Here is a 26,441-nt window from a genome sequence, read left to right as displayed (position 1 = left end):
CGCTTGCCCTTTTTCTCTGTTGACGGGCATGTTTCCTTGCTTTTCGTTCCCGCGCTTGTCCTTTTTCTCTGTTGGCGGGCACATTTACTTGCTTTTCGTTCCCGCGCTTGTCCTTTTTCTCTGTTGACGGGCATGTTTCCTTGCTTTTCGTTCCCATGCTTATCCTTTTTCTCTGTTTGCGGGCACATTTACTTGCTTTTCGTTCCCACGCTTATCCTTTTTCTCTATAGGCGGGCACATTTCTTTGCCACTTTGATCATTCACCTTAAAAAAGCCAAGCCGCCCCAACACTTCGGGCGGCTTGGCTCCTAATTACTTACTCTTTTCAATCTTCATCGTTCGTTTAAGTATTTCTATTTCCTGTTTTAGCTTTAAGTTTTCTTGTTTAATTGCTGCGATTTCATCCTGATTGTCTTTCTTGGCTGGGGGTAAGAGAGTTACCTTGTACCAGTTTTTCCCGTCTGAAGTTTCCTTTTGGAAGCTTTTATTAAAAACAGCTTTAGGGTAGGTCTTTTTAATATATTCTGTTTCTTCATTAGATAAGCGTAATTCTCTAATGTGTACACCATCGCCAAATGACTCTGACAAAAACTCCTCGAATTTTTCCACTTCATTCAGTTTCAAAAGATACCCCTCCCTCAAAATACCTCAATCAGCTTTTTGCTTTTTTCACAGCCCCGCCGGAATACTCGATTGATCTCTCAACTAGTATATCCATTGCATCCACACAGTACGGAATCACTTCATCACTTAATTTCAAGCATGAAAGCTCCGTGCAGGCGAGGATCACACAGCTGCAGCCTTCATTATGAACTAGATCCTTTATAATATTTTCAATTACATTCACATCGATGTCCAAATCGCTTTTTACATTATAAATTGTATTCATAATTTGGTCTTGATAGACCTTGTTCGGCTTATACAACTGCATATTGTAAGCGTTGCAGCCTTTTTCATAGATACCGCTGCTCACTGTGCCATTCGTTGCCAAGATACCTACCTTGCTTTGATCTCCATATGTTTGATGAATCGCTTTACATGTCTCATCAATCATATGAATAATGTTGACCCCGGTCATTTCCTGCATCTTATCATAGAAATAATGTGAAGTATTACACGGAATCGCAATATTTGCTACCCCAGCACTCTCAAGCAGCTTAAGATCCGCTTCAACCGCATGTAAAAAAGTATCTTCCTCTTTATTCAAAATCACACTTGTTCGGTCAGGCAATGTAGCATGATTAAGAATAATCATATTAATATGATCTTGATCAGCACCTGCAACTGTATTTTCAATGACCTTTTCAAAAAAAACAGATGTTGCCATCGGACCCATTCCGCCGATCACACCTAAGCTCTTCTTTCCCATTATTCAACCTTCTCAATTAACAATTTTTATTTCTACACTCTATTCAAGTATTTCAATACGAAGTTCATTTTTTTCCCGTAGCAATTGCAAAGCAATCTCAGCCCCATGGTCCATTCCTTGACATCCAGCAAGAAGAACTAAATCCCCTTCTTCCGCCTTATTCAAGGCACGGGCAATCGCATCTGGCAATTCATCATACAAATCAACGCGGATACGCGCATCAGCCATAACCTCTTCAAAGACACGCTGTTCCTCATCTGTCACCTTATCTTTAGCAGTCACATGCGAGACACTCTTCGTCGCAATGATTTCATTCAAACCAAGCTTCGCTGCCCATTCAACAATCGCTTCCGCATTTTCTTGGTTAACTGTTGGTCCGCGTTCCCCTCGAATGGCATATACTATATGAAGCTTTTTGTAATCCATATACTTTAATGTTTGCAAAGTGACATTGATATTCCCAGTATTTGCAAAATGATCATCAATAATCTTTATATCTTCTTCATAAATAAATTCAAATCGTCTTTCTACACCAGCAAAGTTTTTCAATGTATGCTGGAGCGTTGACACAGCTACACCGGAAAGCAGCGCTACCGTAATCGCAACCATTGAATTGTACACAGAATGAAGACCTGGAACAGATAGCTCGATATCAAATTCCCCAGGGATGTATTCAGCACCATTTGCTTTAAATGCCTTCAAAATTTCTACTGTAAATTTAGCTCTTCCTGTTGTTAAATCTAAATTTTTACAATGGATATGCCCTTCTTTGCTATTTACGCCAAATGTAATCACCTTAGCTTTAGTTTGATTGACAAGTGATGCTGAATAAGGGTCATCCAGGTTTAAAACAGCAATGCTTCTTTCACTGGCATTTCGAATGAGACTGGATTTCGCTTCGAAATATTGTTCAAATGAACCGTGTGAATCAATATGCTCACGGCTGACATTGTTTAAACTCACAATATCATAATCAACTGTCTCCACTCGATGAGTCTCTAATGCAGCTGACGATACCTCCATACAAACATGCGAAACATTTTTATCAACCATTTGATTTAAGTAGTTTTGTAAATCCAATGATTCTGGTGTTGTTAGCTCCGCAGGGATTGACATATCATCAATTTTGATTGAAACCGTTCCGATTAATCCTGTTTTAAGGCCTTCATTTTCAAGTATGGCATTGATCATATAAGATGTAGTTGTTTTCCCATTTGTCGCAGTAACGCCAATCATCTTCATTTTTTTCGAAGGATGATCATAGAAGGCATCCCCTAATTGAGCGAGAGCAATTCTGCTGTTCTTCACAACAAATTGCGGGATATCAAATGCTTCCTGCACTTCTTCAACGACCGCAGCGACTGCTCCATTGGCTACTGCCTGAGCAAGGTATTTGTGTCCATCCGTTTTATATCCGCGAACGCAAACAAAAAGATGTCCATTAGAAACCTTTTGTGAATGGTAAGAAACACCGTTAATCCTCATATCTTTGTCATTATAAACACGCTCAACCTTTATCGAACGTAGAAGTTCCTCTAACTGCATCGTTTACTACCTCTTTTCTGCATCTATCGTTTATTTTCTTTTGAGCATCTTTCCGGCTGTCTTCTTGAAAAAGATCATTCCAGGCTTCGGATCTTGCCAATCCCAGATTGCATATGCCTTTTTCTTGAATAGCGATTTAAACACTTCGCCTCTTGTCAGTTGGCCCGTTCGAATATAACCCTTTATCGCTAACATATCCTCATAAGCGTACCAAAATACACGATTTTTATCTTCTTTCACCGCTTTTGGCGGAAGTGGAGAACCGGTTAACTCACGGTAGGTAATATAAGGGAAATTAACACCAACCTTATACAATAGATTGTTAAGGTTGGTAATTCTTGCATTTATCTCGATTAAATAATACTTCCCTGTTTCCGCATCCTTCTTAAACTCAATTTCCGCAAACCCCTTATACCCAATTTCCTCTAAAAACTTTGCTCCGATTTCATAAAGCTCTGGCACATATTTTTGCTCTGTGTAAACAGAAGCACCAAAATTAATTGGATATTGGCGATGCTTTTGGCAGGTTACCCAATGGGTTACCTTAGAATCTTGGTTTAGATACGCATCAAATGTGTACATATGATCATCAAATCCAGGAATAATCCGCTGAACAATTACTTCTAAGCCAGCCTTTTCTGCTTTTGCTAAAGCCTCTTCTAGTTCCGTTTTATTATGAACCTTAAAAATCTTTCTCCTGAAAGTCGCTACAAAGGTAGGGGAATCGGTCGGCTTCACAATGCAAGGATATTTAATGATCGTATCGATTTTTTCAAAAAAGTTTTCTTCATTCACCCGGACCGTTTCTGGCACAAGCATTCCCTTTTCCATTGCCAGTGCATGAAGAGCTTCCTTATTCATGACTTGTGAATACAAGCCTTTCCTCGTTTGAGGAATTAGATAGCTTTCTTTAAGTTCATCTAAATACTCATCTATTACTTCTACATATGAATCATGACAAGGGATAAGAACTGGCTTTTCATTTTGTTTGCTCGCATAATCCATTAAAAATTGCACGAAAGCTTTTGTTTCTTTTTTATAGTGAGGCGCAATTAAACGCTCCGAACAATATTTCGATTCTGCTCCATATGTATCAGCTCCAGCATAATCCACTGCAACTGTATGTATTCCATTTACACCCAAACATCGGATGGTACTCAAACCTATATAATAATTACACCCTAAAATAACAGCTTTATTCAACTTATTCATCTCCTCGAATATCTATTATAACGACATTCATCAATATATTGATATTGACATAGAAATACGTAACCATGCAAGAGATAATAAGGAATTTCGGACAAATTGCACAGGTATTTTATGGATTAAAAAGCAATCTTCACTTGTTAGAAAATTAACTACATTTTCGGTCAATTCAAAAAAGAGCACACCCATTATGGATGTGCCCTAGCTTCCTGAAGATGCAGCTGCAACAGCCGATGCAGTGACAGCTGCAGCGGATGCCTGCTGTGCCTGAATCATTGCATGAATCGCTGCCGTCAATCCAGCAGATGCGTCAATATAATCCTGCGATACAAAGGTTGCTGCTACTGTAATAGCCATCTCCTTATACCATTTAAATTCCTTCATTTCTGCCAGCTTAACAGCAAGGCTTGCTGCTTCCTTTATATTTCCCGTAAGAGCAATGACGCCAAGAGCAGGATAATGAATTTCCTTTACCTTTAAACCGCGCCGAATAAACTCTTCTTTTGTATGGATAACATCTCTCACTAATTCGTGTTGAAAATCTCCGCACATCACAAGCATATTAGCTAAGAATTGTAGGTTGTTTCCCTTCCATAGACCTTTTTCATTTAGCCCGCGATAATAACGTTCGGAAATCTCAATTAGTTCATTGACTCTTCCTTCTCTTTTGGCTATAATCACCGCTGCCGGATAATCATCATAAGAAGTTAGAAAACGGTGATGCTTTTTCATTTCTTCATATATCGCACTGATACGGCTTGCATCCATGTCATCATGTAATAAAAATGCAGCAATATATGTGAAGGCAGATGAACGCATATTTGCCATTCTTAATGTTTTATAATTATGATGCAAGCGGCTAATTTCTGCTTCTGGATGGCTATCCTTCGCCATAATCAGACCAGTCAAAGGAAAGTATATTCCTCTTAGCGGTGAAAACATTGATGTACTGCTTTTCACTAGATCAGAAACTTTAACAAAAGTATGTCCATCAATTTTTTTCCCTTTTGCAGCGAATTGAGCAGCTGTCATAAGCACAAGACGTCGATCCATCCAATTACCAGCTGCCCGACGCAGAACCTCTATATTCTCTTCAAGTAATCTTTTCTCCAATGTTCATCACTCCGATCCCACTATATTATTTGTATTTACGAAATAATAGAAAAAAAGTTCCCATATTATGAATCTTTCTCCTGCACAATTTCGTCATAATGGTTGTAATCCATTTTTTCTCAGACATTTATAAATTGCATAGCAAATAGACATACTTACAGGTATACTTTTGTTTGCAAGGTAAGGAAATCGAATTCTTTAGTTAGAGGTGCTTTTGTATGCAAAAGTGGAATATGAATTTTAAAAAACATATTTCCAATCCTTTTACACTCATTATGTTTGTATTGCTGATTAAAATTACGGCATTTCAAATCGTTATTTTTGATAATAAATCAATTGTTCATATTGTTCTCATTGAGTTTCCTATGTGGGCACTCATGTTATCTGGTATTCTTTTTATTTTCAAAAAGCGTAGATGGCTTTCTATCTGGCTTTTTAATCTATGCTTGTCTGCACTTTTTATCGTTATTATGTATTACACAAGATATTTTTCAACCGTTCCTTCCTACTATGATGTCAAACAAATATATCAATCCAATTCTGTAGGAGGAACAGTTGCCCTGCTTGGCAGCCCATATGACTTCCTATTTTTCTTAGATGTTGTGCTAATACTGCCGCTAATTTGGTATTTTACTAAAATAACTGAGCCGATTTCCTTTTCATCAGTTAAAAAATGGACCATTGCTTTCAGCTGCGTAGGATTAGTTACAACCGTAATCGCATTTTTTTATCCACTAGTGGATGTTTCTTACTTTGCCAAGAAGCATGGCTATATTCAATCTCAATTTGTTCAGTTATATGAACGCGGAATTGGCACTGCTCTTGCAAAGAATGACCATCTATCTGATGAAGAATTAGAGGAATTAAAGGGAAATGATTATGTTCCTCCTTCTGAACATGAAACATTCGGCCTTGCAAAGAATCGCCATGTGTTTACGATTCAAGTAGAATCCTTGCAGGAATTTGTTATAAACAAATCGATTAACGGGCAAGAAATTACACCGAATTTAAATAAGCTCTTAAAGAACAGTGCCTATTTTGATCATGTTTATCAGCAAATTGGCGCTGGTAATACGTCAGATGCTGAATGGCTTATGCACACTTCCCTTTACCCAGAAGGCATGGATCCGACAGTGAACGTGATTGAGGGCAATGATATCCCGTCCCTAATACGTACATTAGAACGAAATGGATATGGAACAGCTACATATCATGCCGATGATATTACATATTGGAGCCGGGATAAGTTATACCCTGCACTTGGATTTGACTATGTGTATACAAGTGAGGAAATTCCGAACAAGAAGGAAATTGGATTTGGACCAGCTGACGAAGTGTTGTTTAGCTATGTAGAAAAGCAGCTTCCTGAGCAAATGGAAGAACATTCGCTCATGTACTCCAATATTATTACATTAACAAGCCATACTCCTTTTGAAATGCCAGATGAATACGAATATCTTAACTTGCCAGATTCATATAAAGGAACATATGTAGGGAACTACCTCCAATCCGTTCGATATACAGATGAACAAATCGGGAAGTTTATACATGCATTGAAGGAACTTGGCATATATGATCAATCAGTTATTCTCATTTATGGGGATCACTCTGGATTGCACGGTGCCCCCGTTACAGAGAAGGATTACGGACTGTTAAAAGAAATGCTTGGGCATGACTACAATTTACATGACCGGTTTGTTGTGCCTGTTATTTTTAACGCACCTGGAATCTTCAATGGGGAAACACACTCTCAGCTTGGAGGTCAAATTGACTTAATGCCTACATTATTAAACCTGCTGGGGATTGAGCATGATTCGCAAATGATAGGACATAATCTTTTTCAATACCAAAAAAACCTGCTCGGTATGCGCTATTACATGCCAGGCGGCTCATTTATCAGCAATAACACATTGTACACAGCACCAAGCGCTAAACTTCCTGCGCTATTGTATAATCGGGAAACAATGAAGAAAACAAAAAATACAAAGAATATGCAGAAAAATATTGATAATACGTTGCAAATTATGCAGTACTCTGACTATATTCGAAAAGAGCAAGAAAAGAAATAATATACCAAATGCAGCCTCCAAATTGGGGCTGCATTAAATTTTTTATGACAGAATACCCACTTCCAAACAAGTAAAAATATGGTATAATCATTACAGTTTCCTTCATAAACATGAACTTTATCTTTTTAACAAACTAAGCTTTATAAAACAAATAGATTACCAGAGTCATTAGGAGGTCAATCGTATGCAACGATATCGAAGAAGAAATACCACTGCATTCACCGTACTAGCCTATTTTACGTTTTTCGCAGGCGTGTTTCTATTTTCCATCGGTCTATACAATGCCGATAATCTTCAGCTAAACGAAAAAGGCTATTACATTGCTGTTATGATTCTTGTTGCAGTTGGAGCGATTCTTACACAAAAAGTTACAAGAGATAACGCGGAAGACAATGAAATCATTGCAGAGCAAGAAAGAAAACAAAACCTTAATAAAATTGATTAATGATGTAAGGAAGACACAAATTCAGGTGTCTTCCTTTTTTCTTTATATTTTTTTAATAACCGTAAACACTAAGAACTTAATTTCATTTATAAATAATTAATTGTTGAACTATTCACCGATTTATATCATAATATATATGAGCATATATTCATATAATAATTTAGGAGGTATCCTTTATGGGACATCACCACGGACATTCACATGGTCATAATCACTCACACGGACATACCGGAAATAAAAAAGCTTTATTTTTATCCTTTCTGCTCATTGCATCTTTCATGATTGTCGAAGTTGTTGGAGGTCTATTAACGAACAGCCTTGCCCTCCTTTCAGATGCAGGACATATGCTTAGCGATGCTGCCGCATTAGGCTTAAGTCTATTCGCCATTAAACTAGGGGAAAGAAAAGCTTCCGCATCAAAAACATATGGGTATAAACGGTTTGAAATTATTGCAGCTGCTCTAAATGGGCTGACACTTATTGTTATCTCTGTTTATATTTTCTATGAAGCATACCAGCGTTTCTGGAATCCGCCTGAAGTGCTAAGTGGAGGAATGCTGATTATCTCTAGCATTGGCTTACTTGTAAATATTATTGCGGCATGGATTTTAATGCGAGGAGATAAAGAGGAAAACCTAAATGTCCGCAGTGCATTTCTTCACGTAATTGGCGATATGCTTGGCTCAGTAGGCGCGATCATTGCTGCTTTGCTTATGATTTTCTTTGGCTGGGGAATTGCTGATCCAATCGCAAGTGTAATTGTTGCAATCCTCATCTTGATAAGCGGATGGAGAGTCACGAAAGAGTCTTTACACATTTTAATGGAAGGCACACCAGCAAATCTTGAGATGGAAAAGGTAAAAGCATCGCTATTGAAAATCCCTGCTGTAGCAGAAGTACATGATATGCATATTTGGTCAATTACTTCAGGTATGGCGATGCTAAGCTGCCACATGGTTATTGAAGGGGAAGGTGTTCACGATACCATCCTCCACCGTGCACAATCGATTCTACATGACGATTTTGAAATTGAACATAGTACAATTCAAATTGAAAAAAAAGAGCATGGCTGCCCGAATCATCACGGAAACTGTAATTAATGATGATTCGCATGCTCGATCGTTTGTCTTAAAATATCCATTACATGCTCGTCATCACATGAATAGAATAAGGAAGTTCCTTCTCTTCTAAATTTAACTAACCGCAGGTTTTTTAGAAACCGAAGCTGATGGGAGACAGTTGACTGCAGCAACGACAGTCTTTCTGCGATATCGTTCACGGAATGCTCGCCATCAAATAATAAATGCAAAATGCGAATCCTTGTTGGATCTGACAATGCCTTAAAGGTTTGTGAAACAATGAAAAGTGTTTCTTCATCAAGTTCTTTTAAATGATGCTGATCTTTTTCCAAATGAATCATCCTCCACCCTTATTATAGCAATACATGAATAGAAGAAAAATCATTGGCTTGTTAAAACCGATGACTTTTCTTCTTTTTTGTGTATCTACTTCTCCAAATACTCCAGATACACATCGGTTCCTTCAATTAATTGAAGGTTTTAGGGAATTCGCAAATAGAGAGCGGATATTCCATTTTTCACCGTGCTATTCTCATTGCTTTCTTTAGTAAATTGACTAATGGTAAATTCATTCTTAATCATCGAAACCTTAATATTGTTTGCTCTGGTGAATGGAACCAAATTATTCAAGTTGAATAATGGAATGTGTCATTTTACCGGGATAATTCTGACAATTAGTATGCTATAATAAGGCAAATAAAGGTTGAAGGACGGAGGGATACAGATGGGTGAAGGAAGTAAGAAAAATGCGGATAAAGTAAAAGAAGATGTTCTTACATACGACGACTATGCTGCAATTGATGATGGGAATCGTTATGAATTAGCTGGCGGTCAACTAGAATTGATGAGTCCAGCGCCCTTGGTTACACATCAGATTGTGAGCTTCGAGATGCAAAAGGCCATTGCTCTGAGTTGTGAATCAGACTATTTAATTTTATACGCCCCTGTTGACGTTATATTGTCGCAAACCGAAGTACGACAACCAGACCTTGTACTTATTCACCGAAAGCGGATAGAAATTATAAGTAAACGTGGGATTGAAGGAGCTCCAGATCTTGTTATAGAGATTCTTTCCCCATCAACGCTAAAGCGTGATAAGATTGACAAAATAAAATCGTATGCACATTTTGGCATCCCTGAATTTTGGATTGTTGACCCTGAGGCAGGTTTCCTTGAACAATATGTGTTGCATGAAAATCGGTATGAACTGATCGATATCTTCCAAAATAACGAATTAGTTACCTCCCCCAACATCCCTTGTGTTTCTTTTACCATGGCTGCAATTATGGACAAGATTCCACCTCTTTCAGATTAAAAATTGATCCTTTATCAAAGAACACTTATTTTGCAAAGTAATCAAGCGTCTCACTTCCATTTATTAACTATGGAGGAAGTAAGCTGCTATTCTACTCCGCTATATTAGGACTTATTCTTAGTGTCTATCGAAGAAAGGATATTGCAGAGCCTACGATTTCAAATTTTTAATTAGGAACATATAAATACAAACCTGTATCGAAAATTCTAATCGATATAGGCTTTTTATTACACAAAGCAACTTGCACTTACTTTCTTTTAGAAAAAATTTCACTTTTCCTTCCATTTAATTGCATCCAGTTGATTTTTCTGATAATATAAACTCCTTGTCACTCACGCTCCTTTGTATTTCTCCATTGCGGCTGAATTTGTAAATGGAAAGGAGATTCAAATGTCATCTCAACAACAGCACCCCGATTTTCAGCACGAAATTCAACGTCTAGAATTTACAAAAAAGTATATTGATGTCGTTATTAAAACGGCTGAAACGAGCAAAGACCAGTTTCTCGAAAATATGAAAGAAGCTTTTCAAGATACGGATGCGCTCGAATCCAGCATGAGCTACTTATCCCTTTTAACAAATGCACGATTTTTTGACATGTCCCGTGAAGAATTGAAAAACTTGAAGGTTGCGAGAAGGAAGCCTTATTTTGCAAGACTTGATCTCTTACGTGAAGGCTTGGAAGAGAAAGAAAGTCTATACATTGGAAAAACTTCCTTATACTCAAGGGAAAATCAAGAACAAATTATTGTGGATTGGCGTTCGCCGATTGCCAATCTGTATTATGAAGGACGGCTTGGTGAAGTTCATTACGAATCCTATGAAGAAAGCTTTAATGGCTATTTATCATTAAAGCGACAGCTTATGATTGATGATGGAAAGCTTGATGAAATTCGTGACATTGACTTAACAACAACCGATGAGCTTTTGCAGGAATCTCTGTCAAAAAGCTCAAGCAACCGCTTGACAGAAATTATCTCCACGATACAGGAGGAGCAGAATAAAATTATTCGGGCTGATCTAAATCGGCCAATTATTGTACAGGGAGCTGCTGGAAGCGGGAAAACAACGATTGCCCTGCATCGAATAAGTTACTTCATTTATCAATATAAAGAAAACTTTGCACCTGAACAGCTGATGATCTTAGCACCAAGCCGCCTGTTCATTGATTACATATCAGAGGCACTGCCGGAATTAGGCGTTGAGAAAGTCAAGCAAACGACTTTACAGGACTATATCCAGGCATGCATTGCCCAAAAGCTGAATATTCAAGATGATGACAAGCTTGTTCGTCTTTTGGAAAACTCAAATCGCAGTGAAACGGAAATCGCCGCATGGGCATCCTCCATAAAAGGCTCCCCTGTTTTTCATCGAATATTAACTAACTATATTACTAGTATTTATGAATCCTTTTATCCTTCAAGGGATTTTACAGTCGATAAATTTCGGCTGTTCAGCTATAAAAAATTCATTCAGCTTTTTAAGGATGATTATAATTACCTTCCTTTGTATAGAAGATTAGAGAAGCTGAAAGCAGTTCTACAGAATGATCTCGCTAAGAAAAAGAAAAATATGATAGAAAAAATCGAAATGTATTACGATGACCGAATTGAACGGGCGATCTACCGAGGAAAAGATCCAGACAAAAGAAGAAAATATGTATCAGAGGCTCTCGACAAGAAGGCTTTAAGGCTTACAGAAATAAAAAAGGCGATTAGAAGTGCGGTTTCTACTTATATGAAGCAGTTTCCAAAAAAGACATTGATTCAATACTATTATTCTCTGTTCAATGATCCGAAGCTGCTTTGCAAATGGGCAGAAGGCCAGCTCACTGAACAAGAAGCACAGAATCTCTGCAATTATAATAAACGGCTATTTGCAAAAAAACTGTTCGAAAGAGAAGACTTGGCACTATTGCTTTATTTACAGGTACATCTCTTCGGAATACCAAAGGAACTGAAAGCGAAAAATATCGTCATTGATGAAGCACAGGACTATAGCTTTATAGAGCTGCTTTCCCTGAAAAAAGCACTTGATACAGATATGTTTACACTTGTTGGCGATCTGGCACAGGGGATACATTCCTATCGGGGATTGACATCATGGGAAGAGGTGGTGAATCATATTTTCCCGCGCGCAACATACACAGAACTGCAAAAAAGCTACCGTACAACTGTTGAAATTATGGAAAAAGCAAACGAGCTTCTGCGGCTGCTCCCCTACTCTTTTCCTGAAGTAGAACCAGTAGTCAGGCACGGAGAGAGCCCAAAGTTTATTAAAAGAAAAAACGGAAAAGAACTTGTCAGCCAAATTGAAAAACAAGTGGCCCGTTTAAAAAAGGAAAATTATAAAACGATTGCAGTCATTGGGAAAACAATGAAAGACTGCCGATACCTTTATAGCCTTTTCAAAGAACATTCCCAGGAGCCTGTTAAATTACTTGAGGAACAAGAAAAAATCCCAAAAGATGAAATGGTGATTGTTCCATCCTTTTTAGCAAAAGGCTTGGAATTTGATGCAGTTATGATCGTTTGTATCGAAGAGACATTTTCAAGGGATTCGGAGCTGGATATTAAACTGCTTTATGTAGCAATGACAAGACCTTTGCATCGCTTGTTCTTTTATGGTGAACAAAGGGAAGACTTCATAATTTAGTTTTCCCTTAGGCAAAAGTGCCTGCCACTCTATATTTTTAGTGGCAGGCGCTTTTCCTATTCTTCTTTATCCTCTTCCCAAAATAAATCATCCAATGTTTTTGATAATGCTTTACAAATTTCTACGCATAAATTCAGGCTTGGATTATACTTCCCTTGCTCAATGAGCCCGATTGTTTGTCTCGAAACCCCTACAATCTTAGCTAAATCATCCTGTGATAAATCCTTTGCGACTCGTGCTACCTTTAATTTTATGTTTTTCATTTCTTTCCCCCGCCTTTTTTAGACTTTCATTCGTCTAAATCCTGTTCAGATGCTTTTTTACTTGCCTTCGCAGCAACAGAAAAGCTGCCAGCAAATAAAACAAGAAAGAGCGGTAGGTATATCATAAGTGAGGCAAAAAATACAATAACGAAATAGAATAGGCTATTCAAAAAACCATTTCCATATAGTAAGGCACTCCGAATTCCAAAAAACAAACCTATAATAACACCTAATCCCAAGCCGATATACACATTTTTTGAACTCATTGGGACTTTGCTGTTTCGATCATGAAGCTCTACTTCATCCGAGAAGATTCCTTTGCTTGCTGCTCGAACAATATAATAAATACCAGACACAAATAAAATAATTAACTCTGTTGTCACTAACTTAATATCTATCCCATACATATAATACTTAATAGCAACCGAAATTAAACAAAGAACCATCACAATCGTGTAAATTTCTTTATAGATTTCGTTTTGCATATTAATCATTCGTTCGTCAGCTATTTTCTGTCTTTTCCAAAGCCATTTCATTCTCGTTCACTCCTTCAAAATACTTCCTATATATCCCATTATATATTATCGCTTACAAAATGCAATATATATATTACATTTTAATTTATATACATTGCATAATCTATCCGAAATAAAAAGAGTCTATTTTGCTTAAAAAACAAAATAGACTCTTACTGCGTATCTTCAACTTAGCCTGAAGTGATTCAATTTAAATTAACGATTTCTTTAAATTACGCAAATAGTTATAGCGGATAAAGAAAAAATAAACGATCTGTGCAGCAAGAAAGCTGGCCAGAACAATTACTATCTCTTTTGCAATTGATAATGTAAAATAGCTCTGCAAAGCCATAAAGGCAAATCCGCTATGAATAAAGGCAACAAAGATAGGAACAAAGAATAATAAAGCTAGCTGTCGAGTTACAATCTTATTCAATTCCTGGTCGGTTAAGCCTATTTTCTTGATGGTTAAATATTGGCGGCGGTCATAATCTAAATCTGCATAGAGACGGAAATAAAGAAAACTCCCTGCGGTGATAAAGAAGACTGCGCCGATTAATAAGGCAACAAATAACATCATCTTAAACATGCTCATTTGTTTATTTAATATAGTACCGCTGACTGTCATCGAATAGGAACGATCATCAGAAGGAAAGGCAACCCCTTCTTCCACTACGTTTTCTGCAATACCCAGCGTTTTTTCAATATCCTTTATATAGAATCCAGTAAATAATTCTGTATTTATTGGTGCAAGTTCTTCATATAATTCATCGCTTACGACAAGCCCTTTATCAACAACAAGCTGCCAAGGCAATACAACATACTCTGTAGACTTTTTAGGCTCAAGTTTTATATCTTCCTGTTTTAATATAAAAGATAAAAAATCGGAACTTTCAAGGGATGATGTCTTCATTTCCAGTGTATCTTGCTCTGCTAAAGGCTTTTCAGTAAAATCATATCCTGCTGCCTCTGCCATTTTTTTATAATTCGAGAAAGAAATAATAGCCAGTTCTTCAGGTGGATATGGAGCTTCTGAAGATGAAGATGCTATTTCAATTATTTTGATCGGTACTTGATTCCTATGATAGCTCAGTTGTTTCTCTTTTAACTCTGACTCTATTTCTTCTAAATTCCTTTGATGAAGCGGCTCCTCATCCATTGCAATATAACTGATTTCCGCAGGGTACTCCGCGTCAATTTGCTCATTCAGCACATTCATTGAAGCAAGTGTACCAACTGCACAAAATGCTACTGTCGAAACAATGGTAACCATAAAAAACATCCTCGCATTATCCTTCAAGCGATAGGCTAGACTAGAAATTGTAATCAAATTTGTCTTTTTCCAGAACAGCAATCGATTTTTCTGCATTAATTTCATAATAAAAACCGATAGCTGGGTATAGAAAAAGTAGGTTCCGATTATTGTCATGCCAATAACAGGCAGCATACGAAACAATAATGAATACATCGTTGCTGTTGCAGCTAAATAATAGCTGACCAGCAGCAGTACAGCTGAAACCAGTGAAAGAAAAACCGATGTTTTCGGCTCCTTTTTCGGCTTTTCTCCTGCCTGAAATAAATCAATCAATTTATTCACTCGGACAAGAACCGCTGTAAATAAGGAAATGCAGAAGAATAAAACTAAAAAAGCGCTTATTGTTATTATTAATACCTTTGTTGATAATATGAATGGCAGAGGTTCTATTCCAATCATCCTCGAACCAATCATTAAGAATAGCTTCCCCGTGATTACTCCAACACCTATCCCTGTTAGAATAGCTGCAATCCCAATAAGCATATTTTCAAAAAACACCAAGCGATTTAATTGATTTCTTGTCATCCCATGCATCATTAATATCCCAAATTCACGCTTTCGTGATTTGAGAAATGTGCTGACAGAATATAAAACAAATAAAAAAGAGAAAACATACATGATCACTTCTGCTGCCGCCATAAGCTGTACAGCAAGCGAAGCAGTCACCCCATTTTTAATATCAGGATGAAAGATAAAAAGTGCGTAGACAAAGAAAATGAGTACGGAAAAGGCGCTGCTTAAAAAATACGCCGCATATGTCCGCTTATTACGGATAACGTTTCTAAAGACGAACTGTGGAAAGGTCATGGCTATCCCCTCCTAACAATGCGAGCATATCAATAATTTTTTGGAAGAAAGCCTGACGGTTATCCCCGCGGTATATTTCATTATATAGTTTTCCATCTTTAATAAAGATGACTCGATGACAAAAACTCGCAGCAACTGCATCATGAGTAACCATTAAAACAGTCGCCCCATCTTTCTCATTTAACGCTGTCATCGTTTCCATAACATCCTTTGATGCCTTTGAATCCAAATTTCCTGTTGGTTCATCAGCTAAAATGAGAGAAGGTTTATGAATAATCGATCTCGCTATAGCTGTTCGCTGCATTTGCCCGCCAGAGATTTCGTATGTCCGCTTTTTCAAAATTTGATCAATCCCTAGTTTTTTTGCAACTTGCTGTAGTCTAGCTTCCATCTCACGAACACTTACTCCATCAAGTGTAAGGGGAAGAACAATATTTTCCTCTACCGTTAATGTATCAAGCAGGTTAAAATGCTGGAAGACAAAACCAAGCTCATGTCTTCTGAATAAAGCTGTTTCTTTTCGATTAAGCAAGTGCGGATTTTTCCCACTGATAAAAATCTCTCCCGATGTTGGGCGGTCAATCGTTGCAATCAAATTTAAAAGGGTTGTTTTCCCGCTCCCAGACGGACCCATGATCCCGACAAACTCCCCTTTTTCAATGGTGAAATTTATATTATTCAGTGCTTTATGGGCTACCTTTCCTTCATAAATTTTTTCTATATGTTTTACGTCTAGTACAGACATCCCGTTCACTCCCTGATTCATTTGTAGAACCATTGTAGCTTTTAAACTATAGCTCGTGCTACGTTGCAAACTTACAGTTAGCTTACAGATTTGTAAGGTAACTCATTATTATCTATCCACAAGCCTGCAAAAATGAAAAAAGCGTCTTCACGCGGTGCTGGGCATCGCGAAAAGACACTAGAAGATGATGCGTACAGTAGTCCCATGAGTAACTTTTGATTCAATTTCGATTTTGTGGCCGAGCTTTTCACAGATTTGTTTTGCCAAGTACAGCCCCATCCCGGTTGATTCTTGAAAATTCCGCCCATTTTCCCCTGTAAAATACGGATCAAAAACACGGGGAATATCACTGCTAGGAATTCCAACACCTTCATCTTGTATTTCCAATATACTATTTTTGCCTCGGTTGTACCCTCTAAAAAAAACCTTTTTATTCTCCTCCACCGTATAGCGGATCGCATTCGTAATCAATTGTGTAAACACAAATGACAGCCATTTTTCATCGGAAACAATTGTTGAATGAACATCTATTTGAATGGACGGAAAAATACGCTTGCGGATAAATAAGCGCTTTTGACTAGAGGTTACCGAACGTACAATTGATTCTAAACGGAGGGTTTCAACATAGAAATCCCGTTCAAATGTTTCGAGCCGCGCACTATATAAAACCAGCTCCAAGCCCTTCTTTAGGCGATCAACCTCATCACCAATTGCATTAAATCTTTGGTCATCCTCTTCCTGGATCATTAAATGAATAACAGAAATCGGTGTCTTCATCTGATGAACCCATTGATTAATAAACTGAATATGATCCTCCAGCCTATATTTGTATTTTTGTAAGTCCTTTTTATACTGACTATATTGATTTTTCAATAGCTGCTGTAAACCTTCAGTAAGTGGAGATCCGGCTCCTTGCGATTCATTTGCTAAATCTTCTATCGAAGCCAGCGGTTTTTCTAACTGCTGATAAAATCCTTTATTGCGTATATAGCGATAAATTAGATACCCTGTAAGAAGACAGATGCTTAGTACGGCGGCATACACACTCACTGCCATATTGCGATAACCATCGAGCCAATAAACAAGTAAGATTAGGAATAATTGCAAAAAATAAATTAGAAGGAGAGGCATTTGTTCCCGGAAAAATAGCTTCATTCATCATGCCCCCAGTTTGAGATGAGACGATACCCTTGTCCGCGTATGGTTTGAAGTGCATTACTTATACGTAAAGCGTCTAACTTTTTTCGAACACGTGTGATATACACGTTTAATGTATTATCGTCAACAAATGCTTGATCATCCCAAATTTTTTCTAGTAATCGATCCCTGCTGACAACACGTTCTGATTTCTTCATTAATTCATCGAGAATTTTTGCCTCTGTATGACTCAGTTCAATGCTTTCATCATTGAATGTGAGCATCATTCGCTCTACATCAAGCTTTAACCCGCCCACTGTAATTGTTCGGCCATTTTGTGAGGCGGCATATGAACCATATGCCCGTCTAAGATGGCTATTAATTTTAGCTATAACAATCTCAAAGTCAAACGGTTTCGTGATATAGTCATCCCCTCCATTTTCCAGTGCCATTACTTGATCCATTTTACTATCACGTGCAGAAATAAAAAGAATTGGGCAAGTAGATAGATTTCTGATTTGACGGCACCAATAATAGCCATCATATTTAGGCAAATTTACATCCAGCAAAACGAGGTGTGGCTCATATTGTTCAAATTGCGATCGAACAGCATCAAAGTTTTCAACAATCTTTACATCATAGCCAAATTTATATAGATGCTCTTCTAATAAGCTAATAAGCTGCTTGTCATCTTCAATGATAAATATTTTAAACATCTCTTCTCCCCTTTTCTCCTTTTAAAATTGTATCAAAAAAATAGAAGATAGCCTAAAAGCTACCTCCAATGAATTTGTAACCAACAATATATTTCGCTTTTTCTAGGAATGAAGCTGTAACCTCTCTTTCATTAGAAACCTTATTCATATAGGTGCTCTGAGGTGAAAGGTAGGAGAACAGCTGTCCCTCGTATATTAGACTGAATTTCTCACAGTTTGCCAAATCATTCGGTTTTACAAGGCTTGGGTGTTTACTGCTAATAACAATCCCGCCGGAATTTAAAATGGTTGCTACAAATTCCGAACAAAAGAAAGCCTTTTTTCTATTAATCTTTTTATTTAAAAGAACACCAAAAAGACCAATAAAATTATATTTATACGCTTGCTTTTCAACTTCAATTTTTCTAACTCCATTAAGCATCCGTTTATATTCAGAATCTGAAACAGAACATTTGTAAACTGCACATTTTGCTTTCCTGAACAATTTCCCGTTCATATCTTCCTTTACAAAACCTCCGATAAATGGGTTGTTTGCACGTTTTCTGCCAAAGCTATATGTTGTGTCTAATTCTTTTGTAAAGGAAATGGAAGCATGATTTAATGGGTATTTCGTAAACCTTCTAATCATTTTAGTGAATACTGTCCCTGTATCTGTAAGAATGATATACACTTCCATTTCAATTCCCCCTTGCAGCAGCTGCTAAGCTCTCATATATTTTTTTTTAGTATCTATTCTTAATTCTATATTCCTATAAATCCCTTATTTAGAGAACAATCGCGAGCTCTATCTTCATCTAGGACCAGAGTCTTATTATTAATAAAAACGCTTAAAATGGCATTAAAGTTTCACTTTTGATTATTTTCAGTATAAAAAAGAATAAATAAAAAAACCTAAGAAAATTCCTAAAATTCCCTTAAGTTTCCTAAGCTTTTTGATTTTCTTTTTACAATTAGTAAATACTTGTTTAAATAGCAGATTAATCCCCTCAAGTCACTTTATGGACAGCTTTCTTGAATGGGTTTTATTCTGAAAAGGCTCTCGAGGTATGTTTTTGCTGCTTAGTTACTTTCTTCAGTTTAAATACACTGATACCTGCAATCATTAAAGTAAGTCCGACCAATTTATTTATTGTAAATGGAATAGTTTCAAATCCGAACCAACCAAATGTATCAATGAGCACAGCAATAGAAAGCTGGGCTACTAGAACAATGGAAATTGCATAAGCTGATCCGAGCATACGAATCGCCTGCATTATACAATATACAACCCCTACCCCTAGGAATCCACCTAATAAATAGATCTTGTTTACATTTCCAACAGAAAACAGATGTATGTCGTCCATGATGATAAAAATTGGGAAAGATGTAAATAAACCTAACCCCAAGACTGAAGTAGTTGTCGCCCACATACCAACCTTTTCACTTACTCTTGTATTAAAGACCGTTTGCAGGCTAATGAATACACCAGCCATTATAGCGAACAAAATTCCTTTCAAGTTTCTCTGCCTCCTGCCTTATTCGTAAATATTTCCATCAGCCAGTTTCTTCAGTCGCTGTATATCCTTTATATACAACGAACCTTTTTTTCGTTGAATAATTCCTTCCTTGCTTAGTTTGTGAATGACTCGGTTTAAATGACGATAGCTTGTACCAATAAGATCTGCGATATCCATTAGTTTTGATGTTTGCATTTCACTGTAAAAAAGAGATCCTTCTCTTTCTATTGACAGAGACATTAAGTAGCTTGCTAGGCGTATTTCAACTGGATAAAGGATGTTTAAACTTGTTGCATGTGATTCCGTATAGAATTTTTCTGTGACAATAGCTAGTAAAAATTTCAGGAAATCAATTTGATTCGTTGCCATCCCTCTTAATTCAGCAAAATGAACACCAATAACTAGCCCTTCACTAACAGCTTCAACCGTATTGAATACCTCTGTTTTTTTTACATATTCTACATCCCCAATTACAGCTAATGGTGTTTTGAAACGTACAATCAACGTTTTACCTTCTGGAGATGTTGTGAAAATTTTCACCTTGCCCTTCACAAGGAAATACATATGCTGAATTTCTTCTCCCTTCAAACATAAGATTTCTCCTTCTTGAAAGTGATAGAGAGACATTTTACTTTTCACTTCTTCTGAAAATATTGAATTCAGCTCAAACTGCTCCAGACATTCTATTAACTGATTTTTATTTATTATTTCCTTCACAATTTTCTCCTTTTTACAATTTAAATATGGTCACTCCTGCTATCATCATAACCATTCCGATTACTTGTTGAACCGTAACTTGAATTTTGTTCATACCGAAAAGCCCCTTTGCATCCACCATAAAGGCACATAACAGCTGTGAGATTAACAGTATAGCAATCGCCAAAGACATGCCAAGTAGATTAATCGCTGTCATTTCTCCAATAACAATCACAACTCCAAACATTCCTCCAAACACATATATTAAAGGAACCTCCTTAAATCCCTTACTCCCATCCCGAACAAATAAATAGATAATGGCAGAAAAAATAAACCCAACAAGATGGACCATCGTGGTTGTGTGCCATGGGCTAAGCTCCTCACTTACTCTTGAATTAAATACACCTTGCAGAGAAATAAATATTCCAGCAATAATGGCAAATAAGACGCCTCTCACGCTTTCTCCTCCTAACATTTCTTTCTATTAAAATACAGAAGGAAAATATAAAAAAGGACAAATGTCCCTTAGTATAATAAAAGAGGCTCAATTTCAATGTAGAAATGAGCCTCTTTCTGCTTATCCTGCAGCTTTTTCAGAGAATTGACTGTTGTAAAGATCGGCATAGAACCCATTACCTTCAAGAAGTTCTATATGTGTTCCTTGCTCAATCACTTTACCCTCGTTCATGACAAGAATTAAATCGGCATCTTTAATTGTTGAAAGACGATGGGCAATAACAAAACTCGTACGTCCTTCTAATAACCGATTCATCGCCTGCTGAATAAAGACCTCCGTTCTTGTATCCACACTTGAGGTAGCCTCATCCAGTATCATAATTGGCGGATCTGCGAGAATCGCTCGTGCAATCGTCAAAAGCTGTTTTTGACCTTGCGAAATATTAGATGCTTCTTCATTTAATACCGTCTCATATCCATCTGGCAGCGTACGAATGAAGTGATCAGCATGTGCTGCCCGTGCAGCTGCAAAGATCTCCTCATCTGTTGCTCCATCCTTTCCATATCCCAGATTATCTTTAATCGTCCCATTAAAGAGCCAAGTATCTTGAAGCACCATTCCAAAGCTTTTTCTAAGATCCCTTCGTGACATATTCCTCGTATCCTGCCCATCAATCTTTATCTTTCCGCCATTTAATTCATAAAATCGCATGAGGAGATTAATCATCGTTGTTTTTCCAGCACCAGTTGGTCCAACGATGGCAACCGTCTGACCAAGTGATACATCGATATTCATATCTTTAATTAACAGTTCTTCTCCATACCCAAAATCCACATGCTCAAAACTAACAGCCCCCTTTGCACGCATTAGCGTTTCTGACGTTACTTCTTTCTTTTCTTCTTCTTCATCAAGAAGTTCAAAGACACGCTCAGCAGCAGCAACAGTTGCTTGTATAATATTTGCAATATTGGCTGTTTGTGTAATCGGCTGTGTAAATTGCTTGGAATACGTAATAAACGCCTGTATATCCCCAATAGTAATGGCTCTTTGTGTCACCAATATTCCGCCGACAACACTAATGATTACATAGCTTATATTCCCAATAAAAAACATGATTGGCATAATAATTCCCGATATGAACTGTGCTTTCCTTCCTGCATCATACAGTTCCTCATTAACAGCATCGAATTGCTTTAAAGCCTTTTCTTCATGTCCAAATGCTTTTACCACTTGATGACCTGTATACATTTCTTCTATATGTCCATTTAATTGACCAAGTGTCCGCTGCTGGTCTGCAAAATGCTTTTGTGACCTTTTTAGGATTGGTCCGATGGCAAACATGGAAACTGGCAAACTAATAATTGCAATTAACGTCAGGATTGGACTGATTGAAAGCATCATAATAATAATCCCGACAATCGTAACAATGGAGGTAATGAACTGTGTCAAGCTTTGCTGAAGTGTACTGCCAATTGTATCAATATCATTTGTCACGCGGCTTAGCGTTTCTCCGTTCGAACGGCCATCAAAATATTTAAGAGGCAATCTCCCAAGTTTTTCATTTACATCCTCCCTAAGATCATAAACCGTTTTTTGAGCAACACTAGACATGATATATTGCTGCAAATAACTAAACAAACTGCTAAAAACATATAGTCCGGCTAGTAAAAGTATGATTTTTCCAATTTTCATGAAGTTGATTTCAGCTCCAGGAACCCCCTGAAACTTCCCATATGCACCTTCAAATAGTTCCGTTATCGCTGTTCCCATAATTTTTGGGCCAACTATCATGAAGACTGTACTTAAGACGGCCGCAGCAAAAACAGCCGCCAATTGGTACCTTCGAGGCTTTAAATAGGCCAAAAGACGTCTCAATGTCCCCTTAAAATTTTTTGCTTTTTGCCCCATCATTATCATGCTTCCGCCGCCTGGGCCTTGCCCCATCTGTTGGCTATTTTGAGGTTTTTTCTTCTTGCTCATGCGATCTCCTCCTCTGAAAGCTGTGAAAAGGCAATTTCACGATAAACGTCATTTGTCTCAAGCAGTTCCTCATGTGTTCCGATACCAGCAATACATCCATTATCTAATACAATGATACGGTCAGCATCAACGACTGTACTGATCCGCTGGGCGACAAGCAGCACTGTTGCATCCTCAGTTTCATCTTTTAGTGCATGACGAAGCCTTGCATCTGTCTTAAAATCAAGAGCAGAAAAACTATCATCGAATATATATAAATCTGGTTTTCGAACAAGCGCTCTAGCAATTGACAATCTTTGTTTCTGTCCTCCAGATAGGTTAGAACCCCCTTGTTCAATTTCTGACTCGTAACCATCTTTCATTTGCTGTATAAATTCCTCTGCTTGTGCAATTCGAGCAGCATGTTCAATCTCATCTTGTGAAGCATTTGGTTTTCCAAAGCGAATGTTTTCAGCAATTGTTCCTGTAAAAAGCATCGCTTTTTGCGGTACAAATCCAATTTTTGATCGCACTTCACTTTGTGGAGCCTCTCTAATATCAACCCCATTCACACGAATAGAGCCGCTAGTTACTTCATAAAAACGAGGAATCAAATTGACGAGCGTTGATTTCCCTGAGCCTGTACCCCCTATGATTGCTGTTACTTCGCCTCGTTTAGCTGTAAAACTAATGTCTGTCAATGCAGGTTCTTCAGCGCCAGGATAACTGAAAGTCACATGTTCAAATTCAAGCATCCCTTGTTCTTGATCCGCATTCAATTTCCCATTATCAAGAAATGCCGGTTTCATTTCAAGAACTTCATTGATCCGTTTTGCTGATACTGCTGCACGGGGAACCATAACAAACATCATAGAAGCCATAACAAGTGCGAACATAATCTGCATAACATATTGAATAAACGCCATTAAATCCCCTATTTGCATGGCTCCATTGTCAATGCGAATCCCGCCAAACCAGATAATTGCAACAACTGTCAGATTCATAACAAGCATCATTACTGGCATCATAAATGCCATTACTTTATTCACTTTAATTGAGACATCTGTCAGTTCTTTATTCGCTTTCTTCAGGCGCATTTTCTCCTGTGGTTCACGATTAAACGCCCGTATCACTCGAATCCCTGTCAAATTTTCACGTAAAACAAGATTTAAACGATCCAGCCGTTTTTGAACAGTTTGAAAAAGCGGCATACCTTTTTTAAATATAAAAAGGATTGAACCAATCAACACAGGCATTGTGATAACAATGATAATAGATAATTCTGCATCCTTTGAAACAGCCATTATGATTCCCCCGACTAACATAATCGGTGCGCTTACAACCATACGAAGCATCATAATGACTACTTGCTGAATTTGCGTAATATCATTTGTTGTTCGTGTAATGAGTGATGCCGTACCAACCTCATCAAATTCCTGCAGTGAAAATTTCTCCACATGATTAAAAACCTTTCGCCGAATATCACGCCCGAGCCCCATTGCAGCATTAGATGAATAATAGCTGGCAATAACAGAAGCGAAAGCACCTACTGCTGAAACAGCAAGCATCAAACCGCCAATCTTCCAAATATAAGGGGTATCCCCTAAAACAACTCCTTTATCTACGATATCTGCCATCAGTGTAGGCAGAAAAAGTTCAGCCATTGATTGTATAAAGACGAGGCTTAAAACCGCTAAAATAATCCACTTATAAACGGATAAATGCTTCAGTAATTTTATCAATTCATTTCCCTCCTTGATCTTTTACTTGAGATTCTAAATAGGCTGATAGAAGCAAATGTGATTCAATCAGTTCTTCATACTGTTTGTCTGTTAACTGCTCCATAGCTGATTGAAATAGCTGATGAATTCCTCCATCTTGAAGGTGCATCCTTTTTAAAAATGCCTTCCCATTGTCCGTAATCATCAGCTCCATCTCCCGTCGGTTCCCTTCCACTTGCTGACGGCTTAGAAACCCCTCCTGAACAAGACCATCTACAGCATGGCTAAGCGTGCTTTTAGGAAGAAAAGTTTGTTCTCCAACTTTTTTTTGTGTCATTTTCATTTCTTTATGTAGAGTTAGTGTCATCAGTATCGTATATTGCGGGATAGATAGCCCATTTTCAACGGCAATTTTTTGAACGAAGCGCACAATATTTTTCTGCACACTCCAAAATGAACGCAATAATTGTGTTGAGCGTACTAACTTTTGATTTTCATGTTCCATTAAACATACCCCTTTCACCACTGTATGATAGTTCATTAATGAACAGTTCAATATAGGAGTATTTAAATTTACACCTTTTTATTTTTACCGTCAAGCGAAAGCAAATTCCAAAGATTAATTTCCAGTGTCAGAAACATAAAATGACCAGCTAACTGTTTATTAGCTGGTCATTTTATGTTTCTGATTTTTAGAAATTCTTAGATTTAGATTTTGAAGGCAATATATATCCTTCTCCTTTTTCATATAGCTTCAATAATTTCTGAATGAAGCTTATCTTAGGGACAACATAGTAAACAATAATTGCTGTGATAATGCTTATTAATGCTCCTGCAGCAACATCAGCAGGATAGTGCACGCCTACCCACATTCTTGATATTCCTACTAAGATAGCGGCTATCATCCATAAAAAGCCATACCCCTTTTTAAAAAGCCAAAAGGTCATACAAAACGAAAAGAACAGTATGGTATGGTCACTTGGAAATGAGTTCCCGACGGTCTTTTCTATTAATTTATTCACGTTTGCCAGTTCAGCAAAAGGCTGATAGTTTGAATGGAATGTTCCTGCTAGTTTTCCTATGATTTCAGCAAATATAAAAGTAATCATCGCACTTATAACCATCATTCTATTCTTATACTCACGAGTAAACCAATAAATGATGGTAGCCAGCGCTAAAAGGTAAACTGTATATTCAGCAATGAAAACAAATGGAGGATTTAAGAATGTGTATTCTTTCCCTAAGTCGTTAATCATTCTGAATATATTTATGTTCGTTTCTGTAAATGACATTAGCTGGTTTCCCCCCTACTTCCTTTCTTATACTACAATTATGTCCCATGCGCTGTAAATGGAAAATTTGTTTACCTTACATTAGCTTACACTTTTGTAAGGTAAGCGTTTAAACCAATAGATTAATTGAAAGTATTAAATATAGCATAGATAAAGTAAAACAATTAAAAAACGGATAACTAACTATATCTCAATGACATGGTTAGTTATCCATTTTTTATCGGCAATGCCTAAAAGAACTAGGCAAAACTATCTATTCATAAATGATGGGCCTAAATGGACTCGAACCATCGACCTCACGCTTATCAGGCGTGCGCTCTAACCAGCTGAGCTATAGGCCCGCATTATGGGGCGGCTGATGGGAATCGAACCCACGAATGTCGGAACCACAATCCGATGCGTTAACCACTTCGCCACAACCGCCATAATTAATGGCAGGGGTAGTAGGAATCGAACCCACACTGAAGGTTTTGGAGACCTTAGTTCTACCTTTAAACTATACCCCTATAAATGGTGGAGGGGG

At 37.5% G+C, this 26,441-nt stretch carries 25 protein-coding genes, 3 tRNA genes and 1 pseudogene; 6 read left to right on the top strand and 23 right to left on the bottom strand.

The window, feature by feature from the left end; genetic code table 11:
* Positions 1-312: 312 nt before the first annotated feature.
* From C1726_RS08125 to C1726_RS08105, 5 genes are all read right to left on the bottom strand, one after another.
* Positions 313-624 (bottom strand): hypothetical protein, encoded by a 312-nt coding sequence (locus C1726_RS08125; RefSeq protein ID WP_102272681.1) that lies wholly within the window; start codon positions 622-624, stop codon positions 313-315.
* Between the two features lie 28 nt (positions 625-652).
* Positions 653-1,369 carry a cysteate racemase gene (cuyB, locus tag C1726_RS08120; RefSeq protein ID WP_102272680.1) on the bottom strand — a complete coding sequence of 239 codons (717 nt, stop codon included), beginning with the start codon at positions 1,367-1,369 and terminating at the stop codon, positions 653-655.
* Between the two features lie 39 nt (positions 1,370-1,408).
* The gene (locus C1726_RS08115) at positions 1,409-2,914 is read right to left on the bottom strand and encodes a Mur ligase family protein (protein ID WP_102272679.1); all 1,506 of its coding nucleotides are present in this window, start codon (positions 2,912-2,914) and stop codon (positions 1,409-1,411) included.
* A 30-nt stretch (positions 2,915-2,944) separates the two neighbouring features.
* Positions 2,945-4,117 carry a carboxylate--amine ligase gene (locus C1726_RS08110; protein ID WP_407642014.1) on the bottom strand — a complete coding sequence of 391 codons (1,173 nt, stop codon included), beginning with the start codon at positions 4,115-4,117 and terminating at the stop codon, positions 2,945-2,947.
* 207 nt (positions 4,118-4,324) lie between these two features.
* Complete coding sequence (locus C1726_RS08105; protein WP_102272677.1) at positions 4,325-5,236, bottom strand: DUF4003 family protein; 912 nt, start codon at positions 5,234-5,236, stop codon at positions 4,325-4,327.
* Between the two features lie 218 nt (positions 5,237-5,454).
* On the opposite strand from C1726_RS08105, the gene C1726_RS08100 reads away from it, so the two are divergent.
* From C1726_RS08100 to C1726_RS08090, 3 genes are all read left to right on the top strand, one after another.
* On the top strand, positions 5,455-7,305 hold the full coding sequence (locus tag C1726_RS08100; RefSeq protein WP_235822730.1) for an LTA synthase family protein: 1,851 nt from the start codon (positions 5,455-5,457) through the stop codon (positions 7,303-7,305).
* A 184-nt stretch (positions 7,306-7,489) separates the two neighbouring features.
* Complete coding sequence (locus tag C1726_RS08095; protein WP_053477928.1) at positions 7,490-7,750, top strand: YiaA/YiaB family inner membrane protein; 261 nt, start codon at positions 7,490-7,492, stop codon at positions 7,748-7,750.
* Between the two features lie 176 nt (positions 7,751-7,926).
* The gene (locus C1726_RS08090) at positions 7,927-8,850 is read left to right on the top strand and encodes a cation diffusion facilitator family transporter (RefSeq protein ID WP_102272676.1); all 924 of its coding nucleotides are present in this window, start codon (positions 7,927-7,929) and stop codon (positions 8,848-8,850) included.
* On the opposite strand, the gene C1726_RS08085 is transcribed toward C1726_RS08090, so the two are convergent.
* Positions 8,847-9,170: an ArsR/SmtB family transcription factor gene (locus tag C1726_RS08085; RefSeq protein ID WP_102272675.1), complete on the bottom strand. Its 324-nt coding sequence runs from the start codon at positions 9,168-9,170 to the stop codon at positions 8,847-8,849. The two genes, C1726_RS08090 and C1726_RS08085, sit on opposite strands and share 4 nt — an antisense overlap.
* 383 nt (positions 9,171-9,553) lie before the next feature.
* Here C1726_RS08085 and C1726_RS08080 point away from each other — a divergent pair, with 383 nt between their 5' ends.
* The 3 genes and pseudogenes from C1726_RS08080 (at position 9,554) to helD (ending at position 12,799) form a co-directional block, all read left to right on the top strand.
* Positions 9,554-10,144, top strand: coding sequence for a Uma2 family endonuclease (locus tag C1726_RS08080; protein WP_102272674.1), 591 nt, complete (start codon positions 9,554-9,556; stop codon positions 10,142-10,144).
* A gap of 47 nt (positions 10,145-10,191) precedes the next feature.
* Positions 10,192-10,314 (top strand): annotated as a pseudogene (locus tag C1726_RS26565) (hypothetical protein); the annotation flags it as partial.
* 220 nt (positions 10,315-10,534) lie between these two features.
* A complete protein-coding gene (gene helD, locus C1726_RS08075) occupies positions 10,535-12,799 on the top strand; it encodes an RNA polymerase recycling motor HelD (RefSeq protein ID WP_102272673.1) in 2,265 nt (754 codons plus the stop codon).
* Positions 12,800-12,855: 56 nt separating this feature from the next.
* Here the strand turns inward: helD and C1726_RS08070 are convergent, their stop codons facing one another.
* The 17 genes from C1726_RS08070 to C1726_RS07990 all read right to left on the bottom strand — a co-directional run bounded on the left by C1726_RS08070 (position 12,856) and on the right by C1726_RS07990 (position 26,424).
* Positions 12,856-13,062 (bottom strand): helix-turn-helix transcriptional regulator, encoded by a 207-nt coding sequence (locus C1726_RS08070; RefSeq protein WP_102272672.1) that lies wholly within the window; start codon positions 13,060-13,062, stop codon positions 12,856-12,858.
* A 26-nt stretch (positions 13,063-13,088) separates the two neighbouring features.
* Complete coding sequence (locus C1726_RS08065; protein WP_102272671.1) at positions 13,089-13,598, bottom strand: DUF6773 family protein; 510 nt, start codon at positions 13,596-13,598, stop codon at positions 13,089-13,091.
* A 190-nt stretch (positions 13,599-13,788) separates the two neighbouring features.
* Positions 13,789-15,699, bottom strand: coding sequence for an FtsX-like permease family protein (locus tag C1726_RS08060; protein ID WP_102272670.1), 1,911 nt, complete (start codon positions 15,697-15,699; stop codon positions 13,789-13,791).
* Positions 15,674-16,444 carry an ABC transporter ATP-binding protein gene (locus C1726_RS08055; RefSeq protein WP_102272669.1) on the bottom strand — a complete coding sequence of 257 codons (771 nt, stop codon included), beginning with the start codon at positions 16,442-16,444 and terminating at the stop codon, positions 15,674-15,676. Before C1726_RS08055 ends, C1726_RS08060 begins: the two co-directional genes overlap by 26 nt.
* 177 nt (positions 16,445-16,621) lie before the next feature.
* Entirely contained in the window at positions 16,622-17,599 is a 978-nt protein-coding gene (locus C1726_RS08050) for a sensor histidine kinase (protein ID WP_102272668.1), read from the bottom strand.
* Entirely contained in the window at positions 17,596-18,297 is a 702-nt protein-coding gene (locus C1726_RS08045; protein ID WP_102272667.1) for a response regulator transcription factor, read from the bottom strand. Before C1726_RS08045 ends, C1726_RS08050 begins: the two co-directional genes overlap by 4 nt.
* Before the next feature lie 52 nt (positions 18,298-18,349).
* Entirely contained in the window at positions 18,350-18,973 is a 624-nt protein-coding gene (locus C1726_RS08040; RefSeq protein WP_102272666.1) for a hypothetical protein, read from the bottom strand.
* A 346-nt stretch (positions 18,974-19,319) separates the two neighbouring features.
* Positions 19,320-19,793: a DMT family transporter gene (locus C1726_RS08035; protein ID WP_102272665.1), complete on the bottom strand. Its 474-nt coding sequence runs from the start codon at positions 19,791-19,793 to the stop codon at positions 19,320-19,322.
* 18 nt (positions 19,794-19,811) lie between these two features.
* Entirely contained in the window at positions 19,812-20,510 is a 699-nt protein-coding gene (locus tag C1726_RS08030; RefSeq protein WP_102272664.1) for a Crp/Fnr family transcriptional regulator, read from the bottom strand.
* A gap of 13 nt (positions 20,511-20,523) precedes the next feature.
* Positions 20,524-20,946, bottom strand: coding sequence for a DMT family transporter (locus C1726_RS08025; RefSeq protein ID WP_102272663.1), 423 nt, complete (start codon positions 20,944-20,946; stop codon positions 20,524-20,526).
* Between the two features lie 120 nt (positions 20,947-21,066).
* The gene (locus C1726_RS08020) at positions 21,067-22,926 is read right to left on the bottom strand and encodes an ABC transporter ATP-binding protein (protein WP_102272662.1); all 1,860 of its coding nucleotides are present in this window, start codon (positions 22,924-22,926) and stop codon (positions 21,067-21,069) included.
* On the bottom strand, positions 22,923-24,647 hold the full coding sequence (locus tag C1726_RS08015) for an ABC transporter ATP-binding protein (protein WP_102272661.1): 1,725 nt from the start codon (positions 24,645-24,647) through the stop codon (positions 22,923-22,925). The genes C1726_RS08020 and C1726_RS08015 overlap by 4 nt, the downstream gene beginning before the upstream one ends.
* A 1-nt stretch (position 24,648) precedes the next feature.
* Positions 24,649-25,131: a MarR family winged helix-turn-helix transcriptional regulator gene (locus C1726_RS08010; protein WP_102272660.1), complete on the bottom strand. Its 483-nt coding sequence runs from the start codon at positions 25,129-25,131 to the stop codon at positions 24,649-24,651.
* A gap of 187 nt (positions 25,132-25,318) precedes the next feature.
* The gene (locus C1726_RS08005) at positions 25,319-25,918 is read right to left on the bottom strand and encodes an undecaprenyl-diphosphatase (protein WP_102272659.1); all 600 of its coding nucleotides are present in this window, start codon (positions 25,916-25,918) and stop codon (positions 25,319-25,321) included.
* A gap of 267 nt (positions 25,919-26,185) precedes the next feature.
* Positions 26,186-26,259 (bottom strand) — tRNA-Ile (locus C1726_RS08000).
* Between the two features lie 6 nt (positions 26,260-26,265).
* Positions 26,266-26,341: transfer RNA gene (locus C1726_RS07995), tRNA-His, on the bottom strand.
* A gap of 9 nt (positions 26,342-26,350) precedes the next feature.
* Positions 26,351-26,424: transfer RNA gene (locus tag C1726_RS07990), tRNA-Trp, on the bottom strand.
* Between the last annotated feature and the right edge of the window lie 17 nt (positions 26,425-26,441).

Origin of the sequence: Cytobacillus massiliigabonensis (assembly GCF_900199725.1) — a bacterium.
GTDB lineage: Bacteria > Bacillota > Bacilli > Bacillales > Cytobacillaceae > Cytobacillus > Cytobacillus massiliigabonensis.
Note: the sequence above shows the minus strand (reverse complement) of the source record. Positions and strands in the feature narration are given on the sequence as shown.